The sequence below is a fragment of the Pseudomonas sp. FFUP_PS_473 genome (assembly GCF_002858665.1).
Taxonomy (GTDB): Bacteria; Pseudomonadota; Gammaproteobacteria; order Pseudomonadales; family Pseudomonadaceae; genus Aquipseudomonas; species Aquipseudomonas defluvii.
In genome coordinates this window covers 1-25,766 of record NZ_PJQQ01000023.1, presented here as the reverse complement: position 1 = coordinate 25,766, position 25,766 = coordinate 1, and the positions used below count along the sequence as shown (strand labels likewise).

At 58.3% G+C, this 25,766-nt stretch carries 22 protein-coding genes, 3 tRNA genes and 1 riboswitch; of the genes, 20 read left to right on the top strand and 5 right to left on the bottom strand.

Translation table 11 applies throughout. The features are described from left to right. Positions 1-83: 83 nt before the first annotated feature. Genes CYD26_RS16490 through phhA form a run of 3 tightly spaced genes read right to left on the bottom strand, consistent with a single transcriptional unit; the run spans position 84 to position 2,465 of the window. Positions 84-1,277: an amino acid aminotransferase gene (locus CYD26_RS16490; protein ID WP_102053093.1), complete on the bottom strand. Its 1,194-nt coding sequence runs from the start codon at positions 1,275-1,277 to the stop codon at positions 84-86. Next, positions 1,277-1,633, bottom strand: coding sequence for a 4a-hydroxytetrahydrobiopterin dehydratase (locus tag CYD26_RS16485; protein WP_065760732.1), 357 nt, complete (start codon positions 1,631-1,633; stop codon positions 1,277-1,279). The genes CYD26_RS16490 and CYD26_RS16485 overlap by 1 nt, the downstream gene beginning before the upstream one ends. A gap of 43 nt (positions 1,634-1,676) precedes the next feature. After that, entirely contained in the window at positions 1,677-2,465 is a 789-nt protein-coding gene (gene phhA / locus CYD26_RS16480) for a phenylalanine 4-monooxygenase (RefSeq protein WP_102053092.1), read from the bottom strand. A 270-nt stretch (positions 2,466-2,735) separates the two neighbouring features. Between phhA and CYD26_RS16475 the strand changes: the two genes are divergently transcribed. Next, entirely contained in the window at positions 2,736-4,307 is a 1,572-nt protein-coding gene (locus CYD26_RS16475; RefSeq protein WP_065760734.1) for a sigma-54-dependent transcriptional regulator, read from the top strand. 89 nt (positions 4,308-4,396) lie between these two features. Here CYD26_RS16475 and CYD26_RS16470 read toward each other — a convergent pair whose 3' ends face one another. Then, the gene (locus tag CYD26_RS16470; protein ID WP_102053111.1) at positions 4,397-4,657 is read right to left on the bottom strand and encodes a DUF2790 domain-containing protein; all 261 of its coding nucleotides are present in this window, start codon (positions 4,655-4,657) and stop codon (positions 4,397-4,399) included. Positions 4,658-5,076: 419 nt separating this feature from the next. Here CYD26_RS16470 and acs point away from each other — a divergent pair, with 419 nt between their 5' ends. From acs to astE, 13 genes are all read left to right on the top strand, one after another. Next, positions 5,077-7,032, top strand: coding sequence for an acetate--CoA ligase (gene acs, locus CYD26_RS16465; protein WP_065760736.1), 1,956 nt, complete (start codon positions 5,077-5,079; stop codon positions 7,030-7,032). A gap of 507 nt (positions 7,033-7,539) precedes the next feature. Further along, positions 7,540-8,328, top strand: a complete 789-nt coding sequence (locus CYD26_RS16460) for an ABC transporter substrate-binding protein (protein WP_102053091.1) — start codon at positions 7,540-7,542, stop codon at positions 8,326-8,328. Positions 8,329-8,418: 90 nt separating this feature from the next. Then, the gene (locus CYD26_RS16455; RefSeq protein ID WP_102053090.1) at positions 8,419-9,108 is read left to right on the top strand and encodes an ABC transporter permease; all 690 of its coding nucleotides are present in this window, start codon (positions 8,419-8,421) and stop codon (positions 9,106-9,108) included. Beyond that, a complete protein-coding gene (locus CYD26_RS16450) occupies positions 9,105-9,803 on the top strand; it encodes an ABC transporter permease (RefSeq protein WP_065760739.1) in 699 nt (232 codons plus the stop codon). Before CYD26_RS16455 ends, CYD26_RS16450 begins: the two co-directional genes overlap by 4 nt. A 66-nt stretch (positions 9,804-9,869) precedes the next feature. Next, positions 9,870-10,634 carry an ABC transporter ATP-binding protein gene (locus CYD26_RS16445; protein WP_099773877.1) on the top strand — a complete coding sequence of 255 codons (765 nt, stop codon included), beginning with the start codon at positions 9,870-9,872 and terminating at the stop codon, positions 10,632-10,634. Positions 10,635-10,741: 107 nt separating this feature from the next. After that, positions 10,742-11,722 carry a transcriptional regulator ArgR gene (gene argR, locus CYD26_RS16440; protein ID WP_102053089.1) on the top strand — a complete coding sequence of 327 codons (981 nt, stop codon included), beginning with the start codon at positions 10,742-10,744 and terminating at the stop codon, positions 11,720-11,722. A 395-nt stretch (positions 11,723-12,117) separates the two neighbouring features. Next, positions 12,118-13,338: an aspartate aminotransferase family protein gene (locus tag CYD26_RS16435; protein WP_102053088.1), complete on the top strand. Its 1,221-nt coding sequence runs from the start codon at positions 12,118-12,120 to the stop codon at positions 13,336-13,338. Between the two features lie 125 nt (positions 13,339-13,463). Beyond that, positions 13,464-14,483: an arginine/ornithine succinyltransferase subunit alpha gene (gene aruF, locus CYD26_RS16430; protein WP_065760743.1), complete on the top strand. Its 1,020-nt coding sequence runs from the start codon at positions 13,464-13,466 to the stop codon at positions 14,481-14,483. A gap of 74 nt (positions 14,484-14,557) precedes the next feature. Continuing rightward, the gene (gene astA, locus CYD26_RS16425) at positions 14,558-15,583 is read left to right on the top strand and encodes an arginine N-succinyltransferase (protein WP_065760744.1); all 1,026 of its coding nucleotides are present in this window, start codon (positions 14,558-14,560) and stop codon (positions 15,581-15,583) included. Continuing rightward, positions 15,584-17,047 carry a succinylglutamate-semialdehyde dehydrogenase gene (gene astD / locus CYD26_RS16420; RefSeq protein ID WP_102053087.1) on the top strand — a complete coding sequence of 488 codons (1,464 nt, stop codon included), beginning with the start codon at positions 15,584-15,586 and terminating at the stop codon, positions 17,045-17,047. 24 nt (positions 17,048-17,071) lie between these two features. Further along, positions 17,072-18,421, top strand: coding sequence for an N-succinylarginine dihydrolase (gene astB, locus CYD26_RS16415; RefSeq protein WP_065760746.1), 1,350 nt, complete (start codon positions 17,072-17,074; stop codon positions 18,419-18,421). 14 nt (positions 18,422-18,435) lie between these two features. Beyond that, positions 18,436-18,726 carry a topoisomerase II gene (locus CYD26_RS16410; RefSeq protein WP_065760747.1) on the top strand — a complete coding sequence of 97 codons (291 nt, stop codon included), beginning with the start codon at positions 18,436-18,438 and terminating at the stop codon, positions 18,724-18,726. A gap of 11 nt (positions 18,727-18,737) precedes the next feature. Then, entirely contained in the window at positions 18,738-19,748 is a 1,011-nt protein-coding gene (astE, locus tag CYD26_RS16405) for a succinylglutamate desuccinylase (RefSeq protein ID WP_065760748.1), read from the top strand. An 85-nt stretch (positions 19,749-19,833) separates the two neighbouring features. On the opposite strand, the gene CYD26_RS16400 is transcribed toward astE, so the two are convergent. Next, positions 19,834-20,340, bottom strand: a complete 507-nt coding sequence (locus CYD26_RS16400; protein ID WP_065760749.1) for a 6,7-dimethyl-8-ribityllumazine synthase — start codon at positions 20,338-20,340, stop codon at positions 19,834-19,836. A gap of 94 nt (positions 20,341-20,434) precedes the next feature. Continuing rightward, positions 20,435-20,585: riboswitch (FMN riboswitch) on the bottom strand. Positions 20,586-20,945: 360 nt separating this feature from the next. On the opposite strand from CYD26_RS16400, the gene alaS reads away from it, so the two are divergent. The 6 genes from alaS to CYD26_RS16370 all read left to right on the top strand — a co-directional run bounded on the left by alaS (position 20,946) and on the right by CYD26_RS16370 (position 25,766). Continuing rightward, positions 20,946-23,570: an alanine--tRNA ligase gene (alaS, locus tag CYD26_RS16395; protein ID WP_102053086.1), complete on the top strand. Its 2,625-nt coding sequence runs from the start codon at positions 20,946-20,948 to the stop codon at positions 23,568-23,570. Positions 23,571-23,653: 83 nt separating this feature from the next. Beyond that, complete coding sequence (locus CYD26_RS16390) at positions 23,654-24,889, top strand: aspartate kinase (RefSeq protein WP_065760751.1); 1,236 nt, start codon at positions 23,654-23,656, stop codon at positions 24,887-24,889. A gap of 186 nt (positions 24,890-25,075) precedes the next feature. Beyond that, entirely contained in the window at positions 25,076-25,264 is a 189-nt protein-coding gene (gene csrA, locus CYD26_RS16385) for a carbon storage regulator CsrA (RefSeq protein WP_009399024.1), read from the top strand. Positions 25,265-25,336: 72 nt separating this feature from the next. Continuing rightward, positions 25,337-25,427 (top strand) — tRNA-Ser (locus tag CYD26_RS16380). Between the two features lie 109 nt (positions 25,428-25,536). Then, a tRNA-Arg gene (locus CYD26_RS16375) sits at positions 25,537-25,613 on the top strand. A gap of 76 nt (positions 25,614-25,689) precedes the next feature. After that, positions 25,690-25,766 (top strand) — tRNA-Arg (locus CYD26_RS16370).

Here is a 25,766-nt window from a genome sequence, read left to right as displayed (position 1 = left end):
TGGTCGGCGTGGCTGGTGGGTGCTAGTGCGCGGGGTGTTTCGTCAGCGAGGCCGTTCCCTTTTGGAGAACGGCCTGCTTGGGGTTAGCGACAGACGTCGGCAATGGCTGCTGCCAGTGCGTCCAGTCGCGCAGCGTCTGCGCCGGCGATGTTCGCCCGGCCCGTGCTGACCAGATAGACGCTGTGTCGTTCACGCAGTTGCGTGACCTGTTCTGCAGACAAGCCCGTGTAGGAGAACATGCCCCGTTGCTGAGCAATGTGGGCAAAATGCTCCCCCAGGCCGTGTGGTGCCAGTGCCTCGACCAGGCCTGTGCGCAGCTGGGCGATGCGCTGGCGCATGGCGTCCACTTCTTCTACCCACAGGTGTTTCAATGCCGGGTCGCCAAGAATCTGCGCAACCACGGCGGCGCCATGGTCGGGTGGCGTTGACCAGAGGTTGCGGGCCAGCAGGGCCAATTGGCTGCGCACGTCCAGCAGCTTCTGGGCGTCGCTACTGCAGACCAGCAGGGCCCCCGTACGTTCCCGGTACAGGCCGAAGTTCTTCGAGCAGGAGCTGGTGATCAGTAGCTCAGGCAGTTCAGCAGCGAACCGCCGTACCATCCAGGCGTCTTCCTCAAGCCCATCACCAAAGCCTTGGTAGGCAAAGTCGATCAGTGGCAGTAGTTCTCGACGGCGAACGACTTCCAGTACGGCCAGCCAGTCCTGTTGTGACAGGTCAAAACCGGTCGGATTGTGGCAGCAGGCGTGCAGCAGTACCACGTCTCCCTTGGGGGCAGACTCCAGTGCCGCCAACATGGCCGGGACGTTCAGGCGGTTGTCTGCGCCCACATAGGGATAGTGATGAACCGCAAGGCCGGCACTGGCAAAGAGGGTCTCATGGATGGGCCAGGTCGGATCGCTCAGCCAGATGCCGCGGCCCGGCAGGCAGTGCTTGATGAACTCCGCAGACAAGCGCAAAGCACCCGTACCTCCTGGTGTCTGGGTGGCACCGACGCGTTGCGCTGTTAGCAGCGGCGACTCGTCCCCCAGCACCAGTTCACAGATCAGTCGACCGAAAACAGCGTCGCCATGACCTCCGACGTAGCTCTTGCTGGCCTGGTTGTCGAGCAGGCGTTGCTCGGCAACTTTCACCGCAACAGGGACTGGCGTCAGCCCCTGAGCATCCTTGAACACGCCGACGCCAAGGTCGAACTTGTTCGGGTTGCTGTCTTTGGCATAGGCCTCCATCAGCCCCAGGATTGGGTCGCCCGGTACGCGCGCGATGGCGTCGAAGTGCATTACTTGCGACCTTCGGCGGTCTGGGCGACTTCGTCGGTGCGGGCGGCCATGATGAAATCGTTGCGGTGCAGGCCTTTGATCGAGTGGCTCCACCAGGTCACGGTGACTTTGCCCCACTCGGTCAGCAGGCCTGGGTGATGACCTTCGGCTTCGGAGATTGCCCCGACCGCATTGGTGAAGGCCAGTGCGTGGGCGAAGTTCTTGAACAGGAAAACTTTTTCCAGCTGCATGATGCCGTCGCGAACTTCGATGTTCCAATCCGGAATCTGTTTGATCAGTACCGGCAATTCTTCGTCGCTGACCTGTGGGGCATCGGCACGGCAGGCTTCGCAGTGGGCTTGGTTCAAGGCGTTCATAGGTATTTCCGCAAGTGGTTTGTTATGGGTATGAATGGGCAGCTCAGGCGGCTACCTTCGGTGGAAATTTCGGTGCGTGAAGGCCTTGCTGCATAGCAGTCTGGACCATACCCATGATGTCTTCGTGGGCGAGGTCGAACAGGCGCTTCAGGTCCGGCAGCACAAAATACAGGGGCTGCAGGATGTCGATACGGTATGGCGTGCGCATGGCTTCGAGCGGGTCGAAGGCCTGGTGCTCAGGTTCGTTGGACAGGCTGTAGACCGTTTCCTTCGGTGAGGAAAGGATGCCGCCGCCATAGATCTTGCGGCCTTGCGGTGTTTCCACCAGGCCAAACTCAATGGTCATCCAGTACAGGCGAGCCAGGTAGACGCGCTGTTCCTTGGTGGCGTTCAAGCCGAGTTTGCCGTAGGTGTGGGTGAATTCGGCGAACCAGGGGTTGGTCAGCAGCGGGCAGTGGCCGAAAATCTCATGGAAAATGTCCGGTTCTTGCAGGTAGTCGAGTTCTTCACGGGTGCGAATGAAGGTGGCGACCGGGAAGCGCTTACTGGCGAGTAGTTCAAAGAAGGTCTGGAAGGGGATCAGCGCAGGCACGCGGGCAACCTGCCAACCCGTGGTTTCGCCCAGTACCTTGTTGATCTCGCCCAGTTGCGGGATGCGGTCATGAGGCAGGCCCAACTGATCAATGCCATCCAGGTACTCTTGGCACGCACGGCCTTCGATGACCTTCAGTTGGCGGGTAATCAGGGTATTCCACACCGCATGTTCTTCCTGCGGGTAGTCAATGAACCCCTGCGCATCGGGCTCGCGAGCCACGTAGTGCGTCTGTTTCATGCTGCTCTCCTGCTGAGGGCCTTTATTGTTATGGGTCAAGCCATGGCCCTAGAGATAGCCTTTCGCGGATGCGTTTGCACCTGGGGTAGGGCGGAGCATTCACTTGAAAGGACGGGTTTTCTGTAACGATAATTTTACGATTCTCCGCTGCTTCGGTAATCAAAGGCTCGTATGCCATTGAGGTTGGGTTGATTTGTCACGTATTCTTTACAGTAATTCTAGCGCTTGTGTGAATAGTTACCGAGCGAAGCCTTACTTGTAGGACATTTCATGCGTATCAAAGTGCATTGCCAAAACCGCATTGGCATCCTGCGTGACATCCTCAACCTGCTGGTGGATTACGGTATCAACGTTGCTCGTGGCGAGGTGGGTGGGGAGCATGGCAATGCGATCTACCTGCATTGCCCGAACCTGATCAATCTGCAGTTCCAGGCCTTGCGGCCAAAATTCGAATCGATTGCCGGTGTGTTCGGTGTGAAGCGCGTCGGGCTCATGCCCAGTGAGCGTCGTCACATGGAGCTCAATGCGCTGCTGGGTGCCCTGGATTTCCCGGTGCTGTCCATTGACATGGGCGGCTCGATCGTTGCCGCCAACCGTGCCGCGGCGCAATTACTGGGGGTGCGGGTCGATGAGGTGCCGGGTATTCCCTTGTCCCGTTATGCCGAGGACTTCGACTTGCCGGAGTTGGTGCGGGCGAACAAGTCACGCATCAATGGCTTGCGGGTCAAGGTCAAAGGCGATGTCTTTTTGGCAGACATCGCGCCCTTGCAGTCTGAGCATGATGACAGTGAAGCGCTGGCAGGTGCGGTACTGACCCTGCACCGTGCCGATCGCATTGGTGAGCGGATCTACAATGTACGCAAACAGGAGTTGCGAGGCTTCGACAGCATTTTCCAAAGCTCGAAAGTCATGGCTGCCGTGGTGCGTGAGGCGCGCAGGATGGCACCTCTGGATGCGCCCTTGCTGATCGAGGGTGAGACCGGTACAGGCAAAGAGCTGCTGGCACGCGCTTGCCATTTGGCCAGTCCGCGCGGGCAGGCGCCGCTTATGGCGCTTAACTGTGCCGGGCTGCCTGAGTCGATGGCTGAGACCGAGTTGTTCGGCTATGGCCCGGGCGCCTTTGAGGGCGCGCGCGCCGAGGGCAAATTGGGGCTGCTGGAGTTGACGGCGGGAGGGACGCTGTTTCTCGATGGTGTTGGCGAGATGAGCCCGCGCTTGCAGGTCAAATTGCTGCGCTTCCTGCAGGATGGCTGTTTCCGTCGTGTGGGCAGTGATGAGGAGGTGTACCTGGATGTGCGGGTCATCTGCGCTACTCAGGTTGACCTGTCCGAGTTGTGCGCACGCGGTGAGTTTCGCCAGGATCTCTATCACCGCCTGAATGTGCTCTCGCTGCATATTCCGCCACTGCGCGAATGCCTCGATGGATTGCCGCCACTGGTCGAGCATTTTCTGGATCAGGCCAGTCGGCAGATTGGTTGTGCGTTACCGAAGTTGGCGCCTGCGGCGATGGAACGCCTGAGTCAGTACCAGTGGCCTGGTAATGTCCGTCAATTGGAGAATGTTTTATTTCAGGCGGTTTCACTGTGTGATGGAGGCATTGTGAAACCTGAACATATTCGCTTGCCGGACTACGGTGCGCGTCAACCCTTGGGTGAGTTTTCCCTGGAGGGCGATCTGGCACAAATAGTGGGGCGTTTTGAAAAAGCGGTATTGGAGCGCTTGTTGGATGAGTATCCAAGCAGTCGTGCCTTGGGAAAACGGCTGGGTGTTTCACATACCACGATTGCCAACAAGTTGCGTGAGCACGCGGTTGGAAAGTCAGGGGCGGGTGGCGCTGAGTAAAGTGTGCCAGCAGTTGCTCGTGTTTCAGGAGGGGCGCAGCGCGCCTCGTTCTTCGGGAAGCGAGGCGCTGCGGTCAGTGGCTCCGGCGATCAGCCGTTGGAGCAACCGTTACCCATTACTCGGTATTCGAGAATGTGTTTTTTGCCCTGCGAGTCTTCATAGGTCATGCGTGCTGGGACGACTTCACACACGTTTGGAATTTCGCTCATGGAAATAACTTTGGCGATGTCCAAGTGTTGCGAGTAACTGTACTGTTCAACCGGAATTTGCTCGGCCGCATTATTTGCAACTTCATCAGCCATGGCGGATGCGCAAACAGTGCCGAGTGCCAATACCAGTAAAGCTTTCATGTTCATTTTACCTGTCTAGGTCTTAAGGGGGCACGTAGCCCTTGTGGAGCTACGTGTGCAACAACAGAGTTAATGCTCAAAATTAATGCGTGATTAACGGGCCTTCGTGGGGGCTGTAACAAGTTGTTAATCGCGTTGCCGTTGCTGGCGAGGTGAATTTTAGGGCGGGGTCGTGGTGGTAAACAGATGCACTTTTGATAAACACTATTGACGGAAACTGTAACAATCGACTGGTAATCTTGGACGTTGCCTGCAAATCTAAGTGGTACACCTCTCTGTAAGGCTTGATTTAGAGCCATTTCTGTCAAATATTGACTGAAAAGACTGCTTTGTTACTACCAATGTCGAATGGTCTGTGCGGCTCTGGTACAGTTACATCGGGGTCATACAAAAACAACTATTACACCGAGGTAACAAAGATGAGTGCGGCTTCCCTGTATCCCGTTCGTCCCGAGGTTGCAGCCACCACGTTGACCGACGAGGCAACCTACAAGGCCATGTACCAACAGTCGGTGATCAACCCGGACGGCTTCTGGCGCGAGCAGGCTCAACGCATCGACTGGATCAGGCCCTTCACCAAGGTCAAGCAGACCTCTTTCGACGATCACCATGTCGATATCAAATGGTTCGCCGACGGCACTCTGAACGTTTCCTACAATTGCCTGGACCGCCACCTGGCGGAGCGCGGAGATCAGGTCGCCATTATCTGGGAAGGTGATGACCCTTCTGAAAGCCGCAACATCACCTACCGCGAGCTGCATGAGCAGGTCTGCAAGTTTGCCAACGCCCTGCGCGGTCAGGATGTTCACCGTGGTGATGTCGTCACTATCTATATGCCCATGATTCCCGAGGCTGTGGTTGCCATGCTGGCGTGTGCCCGCATCGGTGCCATTCATTCGGTCGTATTCGGTGGTTTCTCGCCCGAGGCGTTGGCCGGTCGTATCATTGACTGTAAATCCAAGATCGTAATCACGGCGGATGAGGGGTTGCGTGGTGGGCGTCGTACGCCGCTGAAGGGCAATGTCGACCTGGCACTGACCAACCCCGAAACCAGCAGCGTGCAGAAAATCATCGTCTGCAAGCGTACTGGGGGAGAGATCGCTTGGCACCAGCATCGTGACATCTGGTACGAAGACCTGATGAAGGTTGCCTCCAGCCATTGCGCGCCGAAGGAAATGGGTGCGGAAGAGTCGCTGTTCATTCTCTATACCTCGGGCTCCACTGGCAAGCCAAAGGGTGTCATGCATACCACCGGGGGCTATCTGGTGTATGCCGCGCTGACCCATGAGCGGGTTTTTGACTACCGTCCGGGCGAGGTCTACTGGTGCACTGCTGACGTGGGCTGGATCACCGGCCACAGCTACATCGTTTATGGCCCGCTGGCCAATGGTGCGACTACCTTGCTGTTTGAAGGCGTGCCGAACTATCCGGACATCACGCGTGTGTCGAAGATTATCGACAAGCACAAAGTGAATATTCTTTACACAGCGCCGACGGCAATTCGCGCGATGATGGCTGAGGGGCAGGCCGCAGTTGCTGGCGCCGACGGTTCCAGCTTGCGTCTTCTGGGTTCTGTGGGTGAGCCGATCAACCCCGAAGCCTGGAACTGGTACTACCAGACCGTCGGTAAAGCGCGCTGCCCAATCGTCGATACGTGGTGGCAGACCGAGACCGGTGGCGTGCTGATCAGCCCGCTGCCAGGTGCTACCGCGCTCAAGCCCGGCTCGGCAACGCGTCCGTTCTTCGGTGTGGTGCCTGCGTTGGTGGACAACCTTGGCAACCTGATCGATGGTCCTGCTGAGGGTAACCTGGTGATTCTCGATTCCTGGCCAGGCCAGGCGCGTTCGCTGTTTGGTGATCACGATCGCTTCGTCGACACCTACTTCAAGACGTTCCGGGGTATGTACTTCACGGGTGACGGCGCCCGTCGCGACGAGGACGGCTACTACTGGATCACCGGGCGTGTGGATGACGTGCTCAACGTTTCCGGCCACCGTATGGGGACTGCCGAGATCGAAAGCGCCATGGTTGCCCATCCTAAAGTCGCCGAAGCGGCTGTTGTGGGCGTGCCGCACGACATCAAGGGCCAAGGCATTTATGTCTATGTCACCCTTAATGGAGGGGTGGAGCCTACCGATGCGTTGCGTCAGGAATTGAAAAACTGGGTGCGCAAAGAGATTGGTCCGATCGCTTCGCCGGACGTTATCCAGTGGGCGCCGGGCTTGCCGAAGACGCGTTCGGGCAAGATCATGCGGCGCATCCTGCGCAAGATCGCGACGGCTGAGTACGATGGCCTGGGTGATATCTCGACCCTTGCCGATCCAGGCGTCGTGCAACATCTGATCGATACCCACAAGGCCATGACCGCCGCCTGACGGTTACGGTTTTGCACGAGCCCCGCCCGGCACACGTCAGGCGGGGCTTTCTTGTTTTGGGGTGGTCATAAGCTGTTACTTCGACATTCATCGGTAACCAATTCTGTCACCGGCTCTGCGCAGAAGCGGGGCAAAGAGAAACGTGAGTGCCTGTTTTGGGGGCTTTTCTTTGGGGTGAAACAGTATGTCGTCACGCTGCGCTTGCCGGATTAGAAGGCTTTGCCAATAATGGGCCCGGTTATTGCTTGGTTGATAGGTTATTTGTCTTTCGCTTTTGCATACTATGTGAAGGCTGTCAATATCTCGGGTCGGTGCTTCTGGTGCTTCTGTAACTAGTTGTCGCATTGAAGAAATATCGGCTTCGGGGCTGTCGCTAAAATGCCAATCACTTGCTCGTGTTGCTTCGACTGTCTGTCGAGCACCGCGCAGCTTCTGCGTTGTACCCATTCGCATATTGGGCAGTCGTTCCCCCTGCCTCATATTGCCCTGTACCGATGGAGTTCTCAGATGAAGAAACTCGCACTGCTTGGCGCACTGGCGCTGTCTGTGTTTTCCCTGGCATCGCTGGCTGATGAGAAGCCGTTGAAAATTGGTATCGAGGCCGCCTACCCACCCTTCGCCTCGAAAGCGCCGGACGGCAAAATCGTTGGCTTTGACTACGACATCGGCAACGCCTTGTGCGAAGAGATGAAGGTCAAGTGTGTATGGGTCGAACAGGAGTTCGATGGTCTGATCCCAGCGTTGAAAGTGCGCAAGATCGACGCGATTCTGTCGTCCATGTCGATTACTGAAGATCGCAAGAAGTCGGTTGATTTCAGCGACAAGTACTACTTGACGCCAGCGCGCCTGGTGATGAAGTCGGGTGCTCAGGTCAGTGAAAGCCTGGATGAGTTGAAGGGCAAGAAGATTGGCGTTCAGCGTGGCTCGATTCACGACCGCTTTGCCAAGGAAGTCTTTGCACCGAAAGGCGCAGAAATTGTCCCTTACGGTACCCAGAACGAAATCTACCTGGACGTCGCTGCCGGTCGTCTCGATGGCACCGTGGCCGATGCTACGCTGTTGGAAGACGGTTTCCTGAAGACTGATGCAGGCAAGGGCTACAGCTTTGTCGGCCCGGCCTTCACGGATGCGAAGTACTTTGGCGACGGTATTGGTATTGCCGTGCGCAAAGGCGACAAGGCTAACCTGGATCGCATCAATGCGGCCATCACGGCCATTCGTGCCAACGGCACGTACAAGCAGATCCAGGACAAGTACTTCAACTTCGACATCTACGGTCCTGAGGCCGCGAAGTAAATCGTCGAAGTTTCACCTGTGTAATGGTGCAAGCAGCAGAAGCTCTGAGGTTTGCACCATTTTTTCATCCCTAAGGTCGAGGACCTCATCATGTTGAAAGGCTACGGGGCAGTCATACTCGACGGAGCATGGCTGACGCTACAGCTTGCCCTGTCGTCAATGGCCCTGGCCATTGTACTCGGCCTGATTGGCGTGGCATTGCGGCTATCGCCGGTACGCTGGTTGGCGTGGTTGGGTGATCTGTATGCCACGGTGATCCGCGGTATCCCCGATCTGGTGCTGATCCTGCTGATTTTTTACGGTGGCCAGGACCTGCTCAATCGGATCGCGCCACTGCTGGGTTACGACGATTACATTGACCTGAATCCGCTGGTTGCGGGTGTGGGTACCCTGGGCTTCATTTTTGGCGCCTACCTCTCGGAAACGTTCCGGGGTGCGTTCATGGCGATTCCCAAGGGGCAGGCTGAGGCTGGCATGGCCTATGGCATGAGCAGTGTGCAGATTTTCTTCCGGGTGATGGTGCCGCAGATGATTCGGCTGGCCATTCCGGGCTTCACCAACAACTGGTTGGTACTGACCAAGGCTACGGCGTTGATTTCCGTAGTCGGTTTGCAGGACATGATGTTCAAGGCCAAGCAGGCGGCCGACGCCACCCGTGAACCCTTCACCTTCTTCCTGGCGGTGGCAGCGCTGTACCTGGTGATTACCAGTGTCTCGCTGTTGGCGCTGCGTTATCTGGAAAAACGCTACTCGGTTGGCGTAAAGGCGGCTGAACTATGATCTTCGACTACAACGTCATTTGGGATGCTTTGCCACTGTACATGAGCGGTTTGCTGACCACGCTCAAGTTGCTCGCCTTGTCGCTGTTTTTTGGTCTGCTGGTGTCTATCCCGTTGGGGTTGATGCGGGTCTCGAAGCAGCCTGTGGTCAACCTGCTGGCCTGGCTGTACACCTATGTGATTCGTGGCACGCCGATGCTGGTGCAGCTGTTCCTGATTTACTACGGCTTGGCCCAGTTTGAGGCGGTGCGTGAAAGCTTCCTCTGGCCGTGGCTGTCCAGTGCAACGTTCTGTGCGTGTCTGGCCTTTGCCATCAACACCAGTGCCTACACTGCGGAGATCATTGCAGGCAGCTTGAAGGCTACCCCTCATGGGGAGATCGAGGCGGCCAAGGCTGTTGGTATGTCGCGGGTCAAGATGTACCGGCGGATCCTCCTGCCGTCGGCGCTGCGTCGTGCACTGCCGCAATACAGTAACGAGGTGATCATGATGCTGCAGACCACCAGTCTTGCATCCATTGTCACGTTGATTGATATCACCGGCGCCGCCCGGACTGTCAATGCCCAGTTTTACCTGCCGTTCGAAGCCTATATCACCGCCGGCGTGTTCTACCTGTGCATGACCTTCATCCTGGTCCGCCTGTTCAAGATGGCCGAACGCCGCTGGCTTGGCTACCTGGCGCCGCGCAAGGGCTGAGGCCTGCGGCATTTTTTTCGCCCTGGGCATTTGCTCATGACAGACCGTTTTTTGAGAACCGACAGCATGTACAAACTCGAAGTCCAAGATCTGCATAAACGTTACGGCAGTCACGAAGTGCTCAAGGGCGTATCGCTTGCTGCCAAGGCAGGCGATGTAATCAGTATCATTGGTTCCAGTGGCTCGGGCAAAAGTACGTTCCTGCGCTGCATCAACCTGCTGGAGCAGCCGCACGCCGGTAAAATCCTGCTGAACAATGAAGAGCTCAAGCTGGTGCCGAACAAGGAGGGTGCGCTAAAGGCCGCCGATCCCAAGCAGTTGCAGCGCATGCGTTCTCGCCTGTCGATGGTGTTTCAGCACTTCAACCTGTGGTCGCACATGACGGCGCTGGAGAACATCATCGAGGCGCCCGTCCATGTATTGGGCATGTCCAAGAAGGATGCGCTGGAGAAGGCAGAGCATTACCTGGCCAAGGTGGGTGTTGCGCATCGCAAGGACGCCTATCCTGGGCATATGTCCGGTGGCGAGCAGCAGCGCGTGGCCATTGCCCGTGCGCTGGCGATGGAGCCAGAGGTGATGCTGTTCGACGAGCCTACCTCGGCGCTTGACCCGGAGCTGGTGGGTGATGTGTTGAAGGTGATGCAGTCGTTGGCTCAGGAAGGCCGGACCATGGTCGTGGTGACGCATGAAATGGGCTTTGCCCGTGAGGTGTCCAATCAGTTGGTGTTCCTGCACAAGGGATTGGTGGAGGAATGTGGTAATCCGCGTGAGGTGCTGGTCAAGCCGCAATCCGAGCGTTTGCAGCAGTTCCTGGCAGGTAGCCTGAAATAATCTGCCATTGAGGCTCAGCAAGGCTGCCGCTTTGCACCAAAACAGGTCATGCTGCGTGTCGGTTGCAGTTTGACCTTTGTCTCATCCACGGTTTCGGATTGTCCTTTATGACCACCCAGCGCATTGCTTTTCTCATTTGGCCCAGCACCAAGGCCCTGACCCTGGCGCTGGCCGAGGAGGTCTTGCAAGTTGCCCAGAAAGTGCATCCTGAGGTGGTTTATGAGTTGCGTTTTCTGCAGGCGGAGGCGCCTGTCGAAGGCGCTTGGCGTTTGCCGGGCGAGCCTTGGGCGGGGCGTCTGGAGGGCTGTCACAAGCTCTTTCTGCTGGCGGATGAGCCGCCTCAGGCCATCAACTCGGCGCTGGGCAGCGCGCTCAAGCAGCTGGTGCGCGCAGGTTGTGTGATTGGTGGCTTGTCTGCCGGTATCTACCCCTTGGCCATGCTGGGCTTGCTCGATGGTTACCGCGCGGCCGTCCATTGGCGTTGGCAGGATGATTTCAACGAGCGCTTCCCCAAGGTCATTGCGACCAGTCATCTGTTCGACTGGGACCGTGACCGTCTGACGGCCTGCGGCGGCATGTCTGTCGTGGATCTGCTGCTGGCGGTGCTTGCGCGTGATCATGGTGCGGAGTTGGCCGGCGCAGTCTCTGAAGAGCTGGTGGTTGAGCGTATCCGTGAGGGTGGTGAGCGCCAGCGTATCCCGCTGCAGAATCGTTTGGGTTCAAGCCATCCCAAGCTGACCCAGGCGGTGCTGTTGATGGAGGCCAACATTGAAGAGCCGCTGACCACTGACGAAATTGCTCAGCATGTATGCGTATCTCGTCGGCAGCTGGAGCGTATCTTTAAGCAGTACCTGAACCGTGTTCCTAGCCAGTACTACCTGGAGTTGCGGCTGAACAAGGCGCGGCAGATGCTCATGCAGACCAGCAAATCGATCATTCAGATTGGTCTGTCGTGCGGCTTCTCCTCTGGGCCGCATTTCTCCAGCGCCTATCGCAACTTTTTCGGCGCAACGCCGCGTGAAGATCGCAACCAGCGTCGCAGCAGCAGCCCCTTCGAGCTCTCTTCTGTGCCCGCCGAACGCGGTTGATTCCGCAGTGTTGCCTCGGCAGTAAGCCACTCCCTTTATAGCCACCTATCGGTAAATGTGCGGCGACAGCATCGGTTCGGTTGTCGCCGGATCGAGTGCGCGTAGCGCCTGGACCGTTGGCGTGGGGCCGCCCCCGTGAAACAGGTTGTCGCGCTGATGCGCACGCCCGGAAATTTCTCCATCTGCCCTTGAAGCGGAATCTCCCCGTCGACAGCTCGCACCGTTTAAACTGCGCCTTTGCGACCCTATTTGTCGCATTGCCGAAAGCCTTGTTAAAACAGGGTTTGGCGCTATAAGAAGTTGTCGCTTGGCGGCAAGGACAGGCGCCAATCTCTCCTTACAATCCCCCCATCGCTCGCCAGTTTCAGGCAGGCGTTCCTCTTCAGGAGACTCCGATGTCCGTTGAGCAAGCTCCGGTGCAACGCGCCGATTTCGACCAGGTAATGGTTCCCAACTACGCACCGGCGGGTTTCATTCCCGTGCGCGGCGCGGGCTCCCGAGTCTGGGACCAGGCGGGCCGCGAGCTGATCGACTTCGCGGGTGGTATTGCCGTGAACGTCCTGGGGCATGCCCACCCCGCACTGGTTGCTGCGTTGACCGAGCAAGCACAAAAGCTGTGGCACGTGTCCAACGTCTTCACCAACGAGCCGGCGCTGCGCCTGGCGCGCAAGCTGGTCGATGCTACCTTTGCTGACCGTGCGTTCTTCTGCAACTCTGGCGCTGAAGCCAACGAAGCAGCCTTCAAGCTGGCGCGCCGCGTTGCCCATGATCGTTTCGGCCCTGAAAAGAACGAAATCATCGCGACCGTGAACAGCTTCCATGGCCGTACCCTGTTCACCGTGAGTGTGGGCGGCCAACCGAAGTATTCCGATGGTTTCGGGCCGAAGATCACGGGTATCAGCCATGTGCCATACAACGATCTGGAAGCACTGAAAGCGCAAATTTCCGACAAGACCTGCGCTGTCGTCATCGAGCCCGTGCAGGGCGAGGGCGGTGTGTTGCCGGCCGACAAGGCGTACCTGCAAGGTGCTCGTGAGCTGTGCGACAAGTACAACGCACTGCTGGTATTCGATGAAGTGCAGACCGGCATGGGCCGCTCCGGCGAGCTGTTTGCCTATATGCACTACGGCGTCACCCCGGACATCCTTTCCAGCGCCAAGAGCCTGGGCGGTGGTTTCCCGATCGGTGCCATGCTGACCACCGAAGAACTGGCCAAGCACCTGGCCGTCGGTACCCATGGCACTACCTACGGCGGTAACCCGCTGGCCTGTGCGGTCGGTAATGCCGTCATCGATATCATCAACACCCCTGAAGTGCTGGGCGGCGTGAAAGCCAAGTCTGATCGCTTCAAGACGCGCCTGGAGAAGATCGGCCAGCAGTACGGCATCTTCACTGAAGTCCGTGGGCTGGGCCTGCTGCTCGGTTGCGTGTTGTCCGATGCCTGGAAAGGCAAGGCCAAGGACGTGTTCAACGCGGCCGAAAAAGAAGACCTGATGATTCTGCAAGCCGGTCCCGATGTGGTGCGCTTCGCGCCAAGCCTGGTGATCGAGGATGCTGACATCGATGCTGGCCTCGACCGCTTCGAGCGTGCTGTTGCCAAGCTGACCCAGGGCTGATTGCTCTCTGTTCGCTGGCCCTTGCGGGCCAGCGAAACTGATTTCCGCGGCCTGTGCACCTCGCACGCGCTGCTTTTTTCGTGCCGACGGCTGTCGGCCTGTTTTCCCCGAAAAGGAGTGACACCATGCTGGTGATGCGCCCCGCGCAAATGGCTGATCTAGGCGAAGTACAGCGTCTGGCTGCCGACAGTCCCATTGGTGTCACGTCCCTGCCGGACGATGCCGCACGTTTGAGCGACAAGATTGCCGCCTCTGAGACCTCCTTTGCCGCTGAAGTCAGCTTCAATGGCGAAGAGAGCTACTTTTTTGTGCTGGAGGACACCGCCACCGGCAAGTTGGCCGGTTGTTCGGCGATTGTGGCGTCGGCGGGCTATTCAGAGCCGTTCTACAGCTTTCGTAACGAGACCTTTGTCCACGCCTCGCGTGAACTGAAGATCCACAACAAGATTCACGTGCTATCGCAGTGTCATGACCTGACCGGCAACAGCCTGCTGACCAGTTTTTATGTGCTGCCGGAGTTGGTGGGAACGGGATGGTCCGAGCTGAACTCTCGCGGACGCCTGTTGTTCATGGCTTCTCACCCTGAGCGTTTTGCTGATTCGGTGGTTACCGAGATCGTCGGCTACAGCGATGAACAGGGCGACTCACCGTTCTGGGATGCCATTGGACGTAACTTCTTTGACCTCAATTATGCCGAGGCCGAGCGCCTGTGCGGCTTGAAGAGCCGGACGTTCCTGGCCGAGCTTATGCCGCATTACCCGATCTATGTGCCGCTGTTGCCGGATGCCGCGCAAGAGGCCATGGGCCAGGTTCACCCGCGTGCGCAAATCACCTTCGACATCCTGATGCGCGAAGGTTTTGAAACGGATCACTACATCGACATTTTCGACGGTGGCCCAACCTTGCATGCGCGGGTTTCGGGTATCCGTTCGATCGCCCAAAGCCGCGTGGTGCCTGTGCGTATCGAGGAACAGGTGGCCAAGGGTGGGCGCCCGTATCTGGTTTCCAACGGCCAGTTGCAGGACTACCGCGCCGTATTGCTGGAGCTGGACTGGGTGCCTGGCAAGCCAGTCAGCCTGACGTTTGAAGCGGCCGATGCCCTGGGTGTTGGCGAGGGCGCCAGCGTGCGCCTGGTTGCGGTTTGATGCCTGCGGTTTGATAACCGAGTATCCAGGTCGAGTTTTGCGGCGGGCCATAGGCCGCCGCCCGAGGAGATAGCATGATCGTTCGTCCCGTACGCAGCAGCGATTTACCTGCGCTGATTGAACTTGCGCGCAGCACCGGTACCACTGGCCTGACGACCTTGCCGGCCAATGAAGAGCGATTGTCACACCGGGTAGGTTGGGCTGAAAAAACCTTCCGTGGTGAAGCCGAGCGGGGCGACGCGGACTACCTGTTCGTGTTGGAGAACGATGCGGGCGAGGTGGTCGGCATTTCGGCTGTCGCCGGCGCAGTTGGCTTGCGCGAACCTTGGTACAACTACCGGGTCGGTCTGACCGTCAGCGCTTCCCAGGAGCTGAACATCTATCGGGAGATTCCGACGTTGTTCCTGGCCAACGACCTGACCGGCAACTCTGAACTGTGCTCGCTGTTTTTGCGCAGCGACTACCGTACTGGTCTGAATGGTCGTCTGCTGTCCAAGGCGCGCATGTTGTTCATCGCCGAGTTCCCAGAGCTGTTTGGTAACAAGATCATTGCCGAAATGCGTGGGATGTCCGACGCCAATGGCCGCTCGCCATTCTGGGAGAGCCTGGGTCGACATTTCTTCAAAATGGAGTTCAGTCAGGCGGATTACCTGACCGGCGTAGGCAACAAGGCGTTCATCGCCGAGCTGATGCCCAAGTTTCCGCTCTACACCTGCTTCCTTTCGGAGGCAGCGCGCAACGTCATCGGTCGTGTGCACACCGACACCGAGCCGGCGCTGGCCATGCTCAAGAGCGAAGGTTTCAGCTACCAGGGGTATGTCGACATCTTTGACGCGGGCCCGGCCATTGAATGTGAAACCCGCAAGATTCGTGCTGTGCATGACAGCCAGGCGCTGGTGCTGGCAATCGGCACGCCGGGTGACGACGCCACCCCATACATTATCCACAACCGCAAGCGTGAAGACTGTCGCATTGCCGCAGCGCCTGCTCGTCTGGCCGCCGGCACCCTGGTGGTCGATCCACAAACCGCTAAGCGCTTGCGCTTGAACGCTGGCGATCAGGTCCGCGCCGTACCCTTGTCCGCCCGGGAGGCCCAATAAATGACTACCCATTACATTGCTGGCGCGTGGTTGGCAGGTCAGGGCGAGGCCCTGGAGTCGCACAATCCGGTCACCCAACACGTGATCTGGAAGGGGCAGGGCGCTACCGCCGAGCAAGTGGGCGAGGCCGTCAAGGCGGCGCGCCAGGCGTTTCCCGGCTGGGCCCGGCAATCGCTGGACGCCCGTATTGCGGTACTTGAGGCCTTTGCTGCGCGCTTGAAGGCCAATGCCGACGAATTGGCTCGCTGCATCGGCGAGGAAACCGGCAAACCGCTCTGGGAGGCGGCTACCGAAGTGACCAGCATGGTCAACAAGGTCGCCATCTCGGTGCAGAGCTACCGCGAGCGCACGGGCGAAAAAAGTGGCCCGCTGGCCGATGCCACCGCCGTACTGCGACACAAGCCCCATGGCGTGGTGGCGGTATTTGGCCCCTACAACTTCCCGGGCCACCTGCCGAATGGACACATCGTGCCAGCACTGTTGGCGGGCAATACCGTGGTGTTCAAGCCCAGTGAACTAACCCCGAAAGTGGCTGAGCTGACCGTCAAGTGCTGGGTTGAAGCCGGCTTGCCTGTGGGCGTGTTGAACCTGGTTCAAGGCGCTCGGGAAACCGGTGTCGCGCTGGCGGCCAATCCGGGTATCGATGGTTTGTTCTTCACCGGTTCCAGCCGAACCGGCAATCTTCTGCATCAACAGTTTGCCGGTCGCCCGGACAAGATTCTTGCTTTGGAGATGGGCGGGAACAACCCGCTGGTGGTCGATCAGGTACAAGACCTGGACGCCGCGGTTTACACCATTATCCAGTCTGCCTTCATCTCTGCTGGCCAGCGCTGCACCTGTGCCCGGCGCTTGCTGGTGCCGCAAGGTGCGTGGGGTGATGCGCTGCTGACACGCCTGGTGGCGGTTTGCAAAACCATTTCGGTGGGGGCTTTCGACCAGCAACCGGCACCTTTCATGGGCTCGGTGATTTCCCTGGGCGCGGCCAAGGCGCTGCTTGATGCACAAGCCCAACTGCTGGCTAACGGCGCGGTGTCGCTGCTGGAAATGATTCAGCCACAGCCCAATGCGGCCTTGTTGACGCCAGGAATCGTCGATGTGACGTCGGTAGCCAATCGTCCTGACGAGGAGTTCTTTGGTCCGCTGCTGCAAGTGATTCGCTATGCCGATTTCGATGCAGCCATCGCCGAAGCCAACAATACCCAGTATGGGTTGGCTGCCGGCTTGCTGTCGGACTCCGAGGCGCGCTACCAGCAATTCTGGCTGGAAAGCCGTGCGGGTATCGTGAACTGGAACAAGCAGCTGACCGGCGCTGCCAGCAGCGCACCGTTTGGTGGAGTGGGTGCCAGCGGCAACCACCGCGCCAGTGCCTACTACGCGGCCGACTATTGTGCTTACCCGGTGGCTTCGCTGGAGACCGCCAGCCTGAGCCTGCCTGCAACCCTGACGCCCGGCGTCTCCCTATAACAACAGGTCCATGGAGTCTTGCCGATGAAATCCTTTGAAGTGAATTTTGATGGTCTGGTAGGCCCGACGCACAACTATGGCGGTCTGTCTTACGGCAACGTCGCGTCGCAGAGCAACAGCCAGCAGGCCTCCAACCCCCGCGAAGCGGCCCGTCAGGGTTTGGCGAAGATGAAAGCCCTGATGGAAATGGGCTTTACGCAGGGTGTATTGGCACCGCAGGAGCGCCCGGATGTGGCGGCGCTGCGTCAGTTGGGCTTTGTTGGAACCGATGCCCAGGTGATCGCCCGCGCGGCCAAAGAAGCCATGCCGTTGCTGGTGGCATCCTGCTCCGCTTCGAGCATGTGGGTCGCCAACGCCGCAACCGTGAGCCCAAGTGCCGACACCGCCGATGGTCGTGTGCATTTCACCGCAGCGAACCTCAACTGCAAGTATCACCGCAGCATTGAGCACCCCACTACCAGTCGGGTGTTAAGCGCCATGTTTGCGGATCAGCAGCACTTCGCGCATCACGCTGCGTTGCCGGCTGTCAGCCAGTTCGGCGACGAAGGCGCAGCTAACCACACTCGTTTTTGCCGTAGCTACGGTGAGCCTGGCGTCGAGTTCTTCGTGTTCGGTCGCAGTGCCTTTGATACCCGCTACCCCGCACCGCAGAAGTACCCGGCACGTCAAACCCTAGAGGCCTCGCAAGCGGTCGCTCGTCTGCATGGCCTGAGTGAAGAGGGTGTGGTCTACGCTCAGCAGAATCCTGCAGTAATCGATCAGGGTGTGTTCCACAACGACGTGATCGCTGTGGGTAATGGTGAGGTGTTGTTCTACCACGAGGATGCCTTTCTGAGCACCGATGCGATGCTCGCCGAACTGCAAGCTAAACTGGCTAAACGAGGCGGCAACTTCAAAAGTATCTGCGTGCCGCGTGCTCAGGTGTCTGTAGAGGATGCAGTCCGTTCGTACTTGTTCAACAGTCAGTTGTTGTCGCGTGCCGATGGCTCGATGCTGCTGATCGTGCCTGAAGAGTGCCGCAATAACGAGCGCGTTTGGGCGTACCTGTCGGCGCTGACCAGCCAGGGAGGCCCGGTGACAGAGGTCAAGGTATTCGACCTCAAGCAGAGTATGCAGAACGGAGGTGGCCCGGCGTGCCTGCGGTTGCGTGTCGCGCTCAATGAAACGGAACTGGCGGCGGTCAATCCAGGCGTTATCATGACGGCGCCGCTGTATGACACGCTGACCCAGTGGGTTGACAAGCATTACCGCGATCGCTTGAGCGAAAGCGATCTTGCCGATCCGCAGTTGCTGGTGGAGTGCCGTACGGCGTTGGATGAGCTGACCCAGATTCTGAAGCTGGGCTCGGTCTATCCATTCCAACTTGAACCTTGAGAGAGAATTCGACTATGTCCGACGCCCTGCAGCTGATCCTCGAAGACGATGACGGCACTCAGCTGGAAACCTCCTGCACCCGCTTTGCGGTGGTCTGGCAAGGCAAGGAGGTATGGATTCAGCAGGATGGCCGCGGTCAGTTGCTGATCGGCGTCGACGTCGAAGAAGACGACGCCGAGTACGCCAACCTGCTGCTGCGCCCGCTGGCTACCAACCTGGTCAGCCTGCAGCTGGAAATGGAGCCGGCCGATGCCGGTGAAGACGACGATCACGTCCACGGCCCAGACTGCGGACACCATCACTAAGGACACGGCCCATGCTCGCCCTCGGCAAACTGCTTGACCTGACCCTGGCCGGTCGTGAACCGGCGGAGAAGACTCAGACGACTGTCGAGGGCGTGCGTATGCGCTGGCTCGGCGAAGGTGCACTGGAAGTGTGTCCTCCCAAGGCTCGCGACAATGGCATGGACCTGCTGCTTTCAGCGGGTATCCACGGCAATGAAACAGCCCCCATCGAGTTGCTCGATGAGTTGCTGCATGGCATTGCCCGCGGTGATATCAAGCCGCGCGTACGGATGCTGTTTCTGTTTGGTAACCCCGAAGCCATTCGTCGCGGCGAGCGTTATATCGAGCAGGACGTCAATCGCCTGTTCAATGGGCGCCATGAGTTATCCAGTGGTACAGAAGCCCTGCGTGCCGGCGAGCTCGAGCGCTTGGCTGCGACATTCTTTAGCGTGCCGGGACGTATGCGTTTGCATTACGACCTGCATACCGCGATCCGAGGTTCGAAGATCGAGCAGTTTGCGCTGTATCCCTTCAAGGAGGGCCGTCAGCACTCGCGTCGTGAGCTGGCGCGCTTGCGTGCTGCGGGTATGGAGGCGGTATTGTTGCAAAGCAAGGCCTCCGTTACGTTCACGGCCTATACCTACGAGCAACTGGATGCTGAGGCATTTACGTTGGAGCTGGGCAAGGCGCGACCGTTTGGTCAGAACCAGCAGGTGAACCTGCAGCTGTTGGAAAAGCGTCTTAAGCAAATTATCGAAGGTGACGAGCCGAGCGCAGAAGGCGAGCTGCTTGATGGCTTGCAACTGTTCAGCGTTGCTCGCGAAATCATCAAGCACAGCGACAACTTCCACCTGCACCTGCCTGCCGATATCGAAAACTTCTCCGAACTCTCCAAGGGCTACCTGTTGGCCGAGGATCTGGCCGAGACGCGCTGGATTGTGGAGGAAGAGGGGGCTCGTATCATTTTCCCGAATCCCAAGGTCAAGAATGGCCTGCGTGCCGGCATTCTGGTTGTGCCAACCACGCCGGATCAACTGGGCTGACCGGGCGTCGCTGGTATCGGATTCGTATTGTTGCCGGTGGCGCCGGCCCCGCAGAAGGGCGCCGGCGTTCGGGTTGGCGGGTGGATTATACGGCGCGTTTTTGCGGTACTTCGTTGCGGCGAAGCGCGCGCAGCTTCTGCAGGGTGTCGGCACAGGTCTTCGCGGCCTCGGCACCCTTCACCAGGAAGTGCTCGAAGTAGAAGGTCTGGTGTTCGTCGCCCGCGTGGAAGTGGTGCGGCGTCAGTACCACCGAGAACACCGGTACTTCGGTTTCCAGTTGAACCTGCATCAAGCCGCTGATCACCGACTGTGCCACGAATTCATGCCGGTACAGGCCACCATCGACCACCAGGCCTGCAGCCACAATGCCGGCATAGCGGCCTGTGCGTGCCAGCAGCTTGGCGTGCAGCGGGATTTCAAATGCGCCGCCGACTTCGAAGAAATCGATGTCGCCAGGTTGATAGCCGTGATTGCCCATCTCTTCGACAAAGGCCTTGCGTGCCTGGTCGACAATATCCTTGTGCCAGCAGGCCTGAATGAACGCGATACGTTCCTGAGGATGGCTCTTGCTATCGATTGCAGTGGGTTGCATTAAAACGGACTCCTGTTTGTATGAGAAACAGGGCATCTGGATCGAAAGGGATAGTCGGCATGCAGCTAGGCAGCCGTAGGCACGCATGTGCCTATCCCGTTCTCTCTTTATCCGGACTATGACCGTCGGCCCCGGAATCACACCGGGTCTGCTGACCTTGCAGTGGTGCTGCAAGCGCTCGCGGGCTATGCGCATTCAGCGCAATTACCGCCGGTGGGGAATTGCGCCCCGCCCTGAGAACGTCGCCGTCAGCGGCTGACGGCAGCGGATTATTAGCACAGTTTTCCGGGAAACGTATAGCCTGCTAATGATATTGACGCCTATGAAAGACATTTCATCCGAGAACCCTTGCCAATTGGCGGGGCGATCCTCCGTAATGCCTTGTCAGTAGGGGAAATCAGGCTTTAGCATCCCGGGCATGCTTGGCGGAGGTAATTTTGCCGCTTTTGTTTGTCATTGCCGTTACAGGTTGTCCAATTGACGGCTTCTATCGCATAAACACACTGTACCCAGGCCTCAGGCCCGATATAATGCGGCCCTTTGCCGTCGTTTCGTCAATTTGACGCAAGCATTTGCCTCTGGCCGCCGTTTCCGTGGAAGAACCTATGAAAAGCGCAGAAATCCGTGAAGCCTTCCTTCGCTTCTTCGAAGAGCAGGGACATACCCGTGTCGCGTCCAGCTCTTTGATTCCGGGCAACGACCCGACCCTGCTGTTTACCAACGCCGGGATGAACCAGTTCAAGGACTGTTTCCTGGGCCAGGAAAAACGTGCCTATACCCGAGCTGTGAGCAGCCAGAAGTGCGTACGCGCCGGCGGCAAGCACAACGACCTGGAAAACGTCGGCTATACCGCACGCCACCACACGTTCTTTGAAATGCTGGGTAACTTCAGCTTTGGTGACTATTTCAAGCGCGATGCAATCACCTTTGCCTGGAGCTTCCTGACCTCGGAAAAATGGTTGAACCTGCCCAAGGAGAAACTGTGGGTAACGGTCTACGCCAGCGACGACGAAGCGTATGACATCTGGACCAAAGAGGTCGGTGTTCCGGCTGAGCGCATGGTTCGTATCGGTGACAACAAAGGGGCGCCATACGCGTCCGACAACTTCTGGACCATGGGCGATACCGGCCCGTGCGGTCCTTGCACCGAGATCTTCTACGATCACGGCCCGGAGATCTGGGGCGGTCCACCTGGCTCGCCGGAAGAAGATGGTGACCGTTACATCGAGATCTGGAACAACGTGTTCATGCAGTTCAACCGTACTGCTGACGGCGTCCTGCACCCGCTGCCTGCGCCGTCTGTTGATACCGGTATGGGCCTGGAGCGGATCAGTGCGGTCATGCAGCACGTTCACTCCAACTACGAGATCGACCTCTTCCAGAGCCTGCTTGCCGCATCGGCCAAGGCGATCGGTTGCAGCAACGACGCCCAGCCTTCACTCAAGGTTGTGGCCGACCATATTCGCTCCTGCGGGTTCCTGATCGCCGACGGTGTGTTGCCGTCCAACGAAGGTCGTGGCTATGTATTGCGGCGTATCATTCGTCGCGCCTGCCGTCACGGCAACAAGCTGGGCGCCAAGGGCAGTTTCTTCTACCAGATCGTGGCTGCGCTGGTGGCCGAGATGGGCGAGGCCTTCCCTGAGCTGAAGGCGCAGCAGGCGCATATCGAGCGCGTCCTCAAGGCGGAAGAAGAGCAGTTCGCCAAGACGCTCGAGCAGGGCTTGAAAATTCTCGAGCAGGACCTGGCTGAACTCAAAGGCAGCGTGGTACCTGGTGACGTGGTATTCAAACTCTACGACACCTACGGGTTCCCGATGGACCTGACGGGCGATATCGCTCGTGAGCGTAACCTGACCCTGGATGAGGCTGGCTTCGAGCGTGAGATGGATGCTCAGCGTGAGCGTGCGCGTTCTGCAAGCGCCTTTGGTCTGGACTACAACAGCCTGGTCAAGGTTGATGTAGCCACTGAGTTTACCGGCTACACCACCACCGAAGGCAATGCCACTGTCGTAGCCCTCTATAAAGATGGCCAGGCGGTTGAGCAGTTGGCTGAAGGCGAGCAGGGCGTTGTGATTCTGGATACAACCCCGTTCTATGCCGAGTCCGGTGGCCAGGTGGGTGACACCGGTTACCTGCTGGCCGGCGGTGCACGGTTTGATGTGCGTGATACCACCAAGACCGGTGGTGCGTTCCTGCATCATGGTCAGGTTGCCAGCGGCAGCCTGAAGGTCGGGGAGCAGGTTCAGGCTCAGGTCGATGCCGATGTGCAGCATGCCACCTCGTTGAACCACTCCGCGACGCACTTGCTGCATGCGGCGCTGCGTCAGGTGCTCGGCGATCACGTACAACAGAAAGGCTCGCTGGTTGATAGCCAGCGCCTGCGTTTCGACTTCAGCCACTTCGAGGCGCTCAAACCTGAGCAGCTCAAGGCGTTGGAAGACATCGTCAACCGCGAAGTGCGCAACAACTCCGAGGTGCAAACCGAAGAGACCGATATCGACACCGCCAAGAAGAAGGGCGCCATGGCGCTGTTCGGCGAGAAGTATGGCGACAGCGTGCGGGTGCTGAGCATGGGCGGCGATTTCTCCGTCGAACTGTGCGGCGGTATCCACGCCAAGCGTACCGGCGATATCGGCCTGCTCAAGATCATTAGCGAAGGTGGCGTAGCCTCCGGTGTGCGTCGTATCGAGGCGGTCACCGGTGCTGCTGCGCTGGCTTACCTGAACGCCGCCGAAGAGCAGCTCAAGGAAGCCGCGCAACTGGTCAAGGGCAGTCGTGACAACCTGATCGACAAGCTCTCGGCTGTGCTTGAGCGAAACCGTCAGCTGGAAAAGCAACTGGAGCAGTTGCAGGCCAAGGCCGCCAGTGCTGCGGGCGACGACCTGTCGAGCGCAGCCGTCGACGTCAAGGGCGTCAAGGTGCTGGCTGCGCGTCTTGATGGCCAGGATGGCAAGGCGCTGCTGGCGCTGGTCGATCAGTTGAAGAACAAACTCGGCCGCGCAGTGATCCTGCTCGGCAGTGTCTATGAGGACAAGGTCGTACTGGTAGCGGGTGTGACCAAGGACCTGACTGGCCAACTCAAAGCCGGTGATTTGATGAAGCAAGCCGCTGCGGCGGTGGGCGGCAAAGGGGGTGGGCGTCCGGACATGGCGCAAGGCGGCGGTGTCGACGCTGCTGCGCTGGACGGCGCACTGGCCCTGACCGTGCCATTCGTAGAGCAGGGCGTCTAAGACGCGAAGCGGCCCGTCGTCTAGTGGCGGGCTGTTGATTGATTGTTTATTGGGTGCCCTTCACGGGCTGAGGCGGCTTTGAAATGGCGTTGATCGTACAGAAATTTGGCGGTACCTCGGTCGGCACAGTCGAGCGAATCGAGCAGGTTGCCGAGAAGGTCAAGAAATTCCGCGAAGCCGGCGATGATCTGGTGGTTGTACTCTCGGCGATGAGCGGCGAAACCAATCGCCTGATCGATCTGGCCAAGCAGATCAGCGATCAGCCGGTTCCGCGTGAACTGGATGTGATCGTCTCCACGGGTGAGCAGGTGACCATTGCCTTGCTGGCCATGGCACTGATGAAGCGCGGCATTCCTGCCGTGTCTTACACCGGTAACCAGGTGCGGATCCTCACTGACAGCGCGCATAACAAGGCGCGCATCCTGCAAATCGATGATCAGAAGATTCGTGCCGACCTCAAGGCTGGCCGTGTCGTTGTGGTTGCTGGTTTCCAGGGTGTCGATGAGCACGGCAACATCACCACCCTCGGGCGTGGTGGTTCCGATACCACTGGCGTGGCCCTGGCGGCTGCACTGAAGGCTGATGAGTGCCAGATCTACACCGACGTCGATGGTGTCTACACCACTGACCCGCGTGTAGTGTCCCAGGCTCAGCGGCTGGACAAGATCACCTTCGAAGAGATGCTGGAAATGGCCAGTCTCGGTTCCAAGGTGCTGCAGATCCGTGCCGTCGAGTTCGCCGGCAAGTACAACGTCCCGCTGCGCGTGCTGCACAGCTTTCAGGAGGGTCCGGGTACCCTCATTACTATTGATGAAGAGGAATCCATGGAACAGCCGATCATTTCCGGCATCGCCTTCAATCGCGATGAAGCCAAGCTGACCATTCGCGGCGTACCTGATACCCCAGGCGTTGCTTTCAAGATCCTCGGTCCTATCAGTGCCGCGAACATTGAAGTCGACATGATCGTGCAGAACGTCTCGCACGATAACACCACCGACTTTACCTTTACCGTGCACCGTAATGACTATGCCAAGGCGCAGCAGGTGCTGGAAAACACGGCCCGTGAAATCGGCGCCCGTGAGGTAGTCGGTGATACCAAGATCGCCAAGGTGTCCATCGTCGGTGTCGGTATGCGTTCGCACGCCGGTGTTGCGAGCCGCATGTTCGAAGCGCTGGCAAAGGAGAGCATCAACATTCAGATGATCTCCACTTCCGAGATCAAGGTCTCTGTAGTTATTGAAGAGAAGTACCTGGAACTGGCTGTGCGTGCACTGCACACGGCCTTCGAGCTGGACGCCCCCGCCCGCCAGGGTGAGTAAGGCTCCTGCCTAAAAAGGGCGCGGCATGGCCGCGCCCTTCGTTTTTTTGACTGGCGTGAGAAATCTGTCCTTTTACTTGCGCTGGTCAATACTGAGGCGTAGGTCGGCAGCCAGTCCCGGTTGTAGGCTGAAGCCCTCTTTTTTGCAGACTGTTATCCCTGAACTGAAATGCGTGAGGAGAAAGGTATGTTGATTCTGACTCGTCGGTGCGCCGAGAGCCTGATCATTGGCGATGGCGAAATCACCGTGACCGTGCTCGGCGTCAAAGGAAATCAAGTGCGAATCGGTGTGAATGCCCCCAAGGAAGTGGCCGTTCACCGTGAGGAAATCTACCTTCGGATCAAGAAAGAGAAGGACGAAGAACCAACCCTTTAATTTTTCTCAGTTTTTTTTCAAAAAAGAGTTTGCAAACGGGGAAGGGTCTGGTTATTATACGCCCCGTGTTGTGGAGAGGTGGCCGAGTGGCCGAAGGCGCTCCCCTGCTAAGGGAGTATACCTCACAAGGGTATCGGGGGTTCGAATCCCCCCTTCTCCGCCATTATTCAAGTAGGGCGCTGTAATCTGGATGAATCGCTAAGTCGTTGAATTTAAACGAAAAAGTGGTTGTCAAAATGATTCTGCGAACTATAATGCGCTGCAAGAATACTGCACTCATAGCTCAGCTGGATAGAGTACTCGGCTACGAACCGAGCGGTCGGAGGTTCGAATCCTCCTGAGTGCACCATGTTCCGAAGTCGCTTTAATTTTTTGAAGTGGTTTCAGAATAAGCCAGTGGTAATCTGGTCTAAAAATACCAACCTGCACTCATAGCTCAGCTGGATAGAGTACTCGGCTACGAACCGAGCGGTCGGAGGTTCGAATCCTCCTGAGTGCACCA

Bases quoted from the DNA above. Each gene is read 5' to 3' on its own strand.
- CYD26_RS16490 (WP_102053093.1), bottom strand. From the start codon at position 1,277: ATGCACTTCGACGCCATCGCGCGCGTACCGGGCGACCCAATCCTGGGG.
- CYD26_RS16485 (WP_065760732.1), bottom strand. From the start codon at position 1,633: ATGAACGCCTTGAACCAAGCCCACTGCGAAGCCTGCCGTGCCGATGCC.
- phhA (WP_102053092.1), bottom strand. From the start codon at position 2,465: ATGAAACAGACGCACTACGTGGCTCGCGAGCCCGATGCGCAGGGGTTC.
- CYD26_RS16475 (WP_065760734.1), top strand. From the start codon at position 2,736: ATGCGTATCAAAGTGCATTGCCAAAACCGCATTGGCATCCTGCGTGAC.
- CYD26_RS16470 (WP_102053111.1), bottom strand. From the start codon at position 4,657: ATGAAAGCTTTACTGGTATTGGCACTCGGCACTGTTTGCGCATCCGCC.
- acs (WP_065760736.1), top strand. From the start codon at position 5,077: ATGAGTGCGGCTTCCCTGTATCCCGTTCGTCCCGAGGTTGCAGCCACC.
- CYD26_RS16460 (WP_102053091.1), top strand. From the start codon at position 7,540: ATGAAGAAACTCGCACTGCTTGGCGCACTGGCGCTGTCTGTGTTTTCC.
- CYD26_RS16455 (WP_102053090.1), top strand. From the start codon at position 8,419: ATGTTGAAAGGCTACGGGGCAGTCATACTCGACGGAGCATGGCTGACG.
- CYD26_RS16450 (WP_065760739.1), top strand. From the start codon at position 9,105: ATGATCTTCGACTACAACGTCATTTGGGATGCTTTGCCACTGTACATG.
- CYD26_RS16445 (WP_099773877.1), top strand. From the start codon at position 9,870: ATGTACAAACTCGAAGTCCAAGATCTGCATAAACGTTACGGCAGTCAC.
- argR (WP_102053089.1), top strand. From the start codon at position 10,742: ATGACCACCCAGCGCATTGCTTTTCTCATTTGGCCCAGCACCAAGGCC.
- CYD26_RS16435 (WP_102053088.1), top strand. From the start codon at position 12,118: ATGTCCGTTGAGCAAGCTCCGGTGCAACGCGCCGATTTCGACCAGGTA.
- aruF (WP_065760743.1), top strand. From the start codon at position 13,464: ATGCTGGTGATGCGCCCCGCGCAAATGGCTGATCTAGGCGAAGTACAG.
- astA (WP_065760744.1), top strand. From the start codon at position 14,558: ATGATCGTTCGTCCCGTACGCAGCAGCGATTTACCTGCGCTGATTGAA.
- astD (WP_102053087.1), top strand. From the start codon at position 15,584: ATGACTACCCATTACATTGCTGGCGCGTGGTTGGCAGGTCAGGGCGAG.
- astB (WP_065760746.1), top strand. From the start codon at position 17,072: ATGAAATCCTTTGAAGTGAATTTTGATGGTCTGGTAGGCCCGACGCAC.
- CYD26_RS16410 (WP_065760747.1), top strand. From the start codon at position 18,436: ATGTCCGACGCCCTGCAGCTGATCCTCGAAGACGATGACGGCACTCAG.
- astE (WP_065760748.1), top strand. From the start codon at position 18,738: ATGCTCGCCCTCGGCAAACTGCTTGACCTGACCCTGGCCGGTCGTGAA.
- CYD26_RS16400 (WP_065760749.1), bottom strand. From the start codon at position 20,340: ATGCAACCCACTGCAATCGATAGCAAGAGCCATCCTCAGGAACGTATC.
- alaS (WP_102053086.1), top strand. From the start codon at position 20,946: ATGAAAAGCGCAGAAATCCGTGAAGCCTTCCTTCGCTTCTTCGAAGAG.
- CYD26_RS16390 (WP_065760751.1), top strand. From the start codon at position 23,654: ATGGCGTTGATCGTACAGAAATTTGGCGGTACCTCGGTCGGCACAGTC.
- csrA (WP_009399024.1), top strand. From the start codon at position 25,076: ATGTTGATTCTGACTCGTCGGTGCGCCGAGAGCCTGATCATTGGCGAT.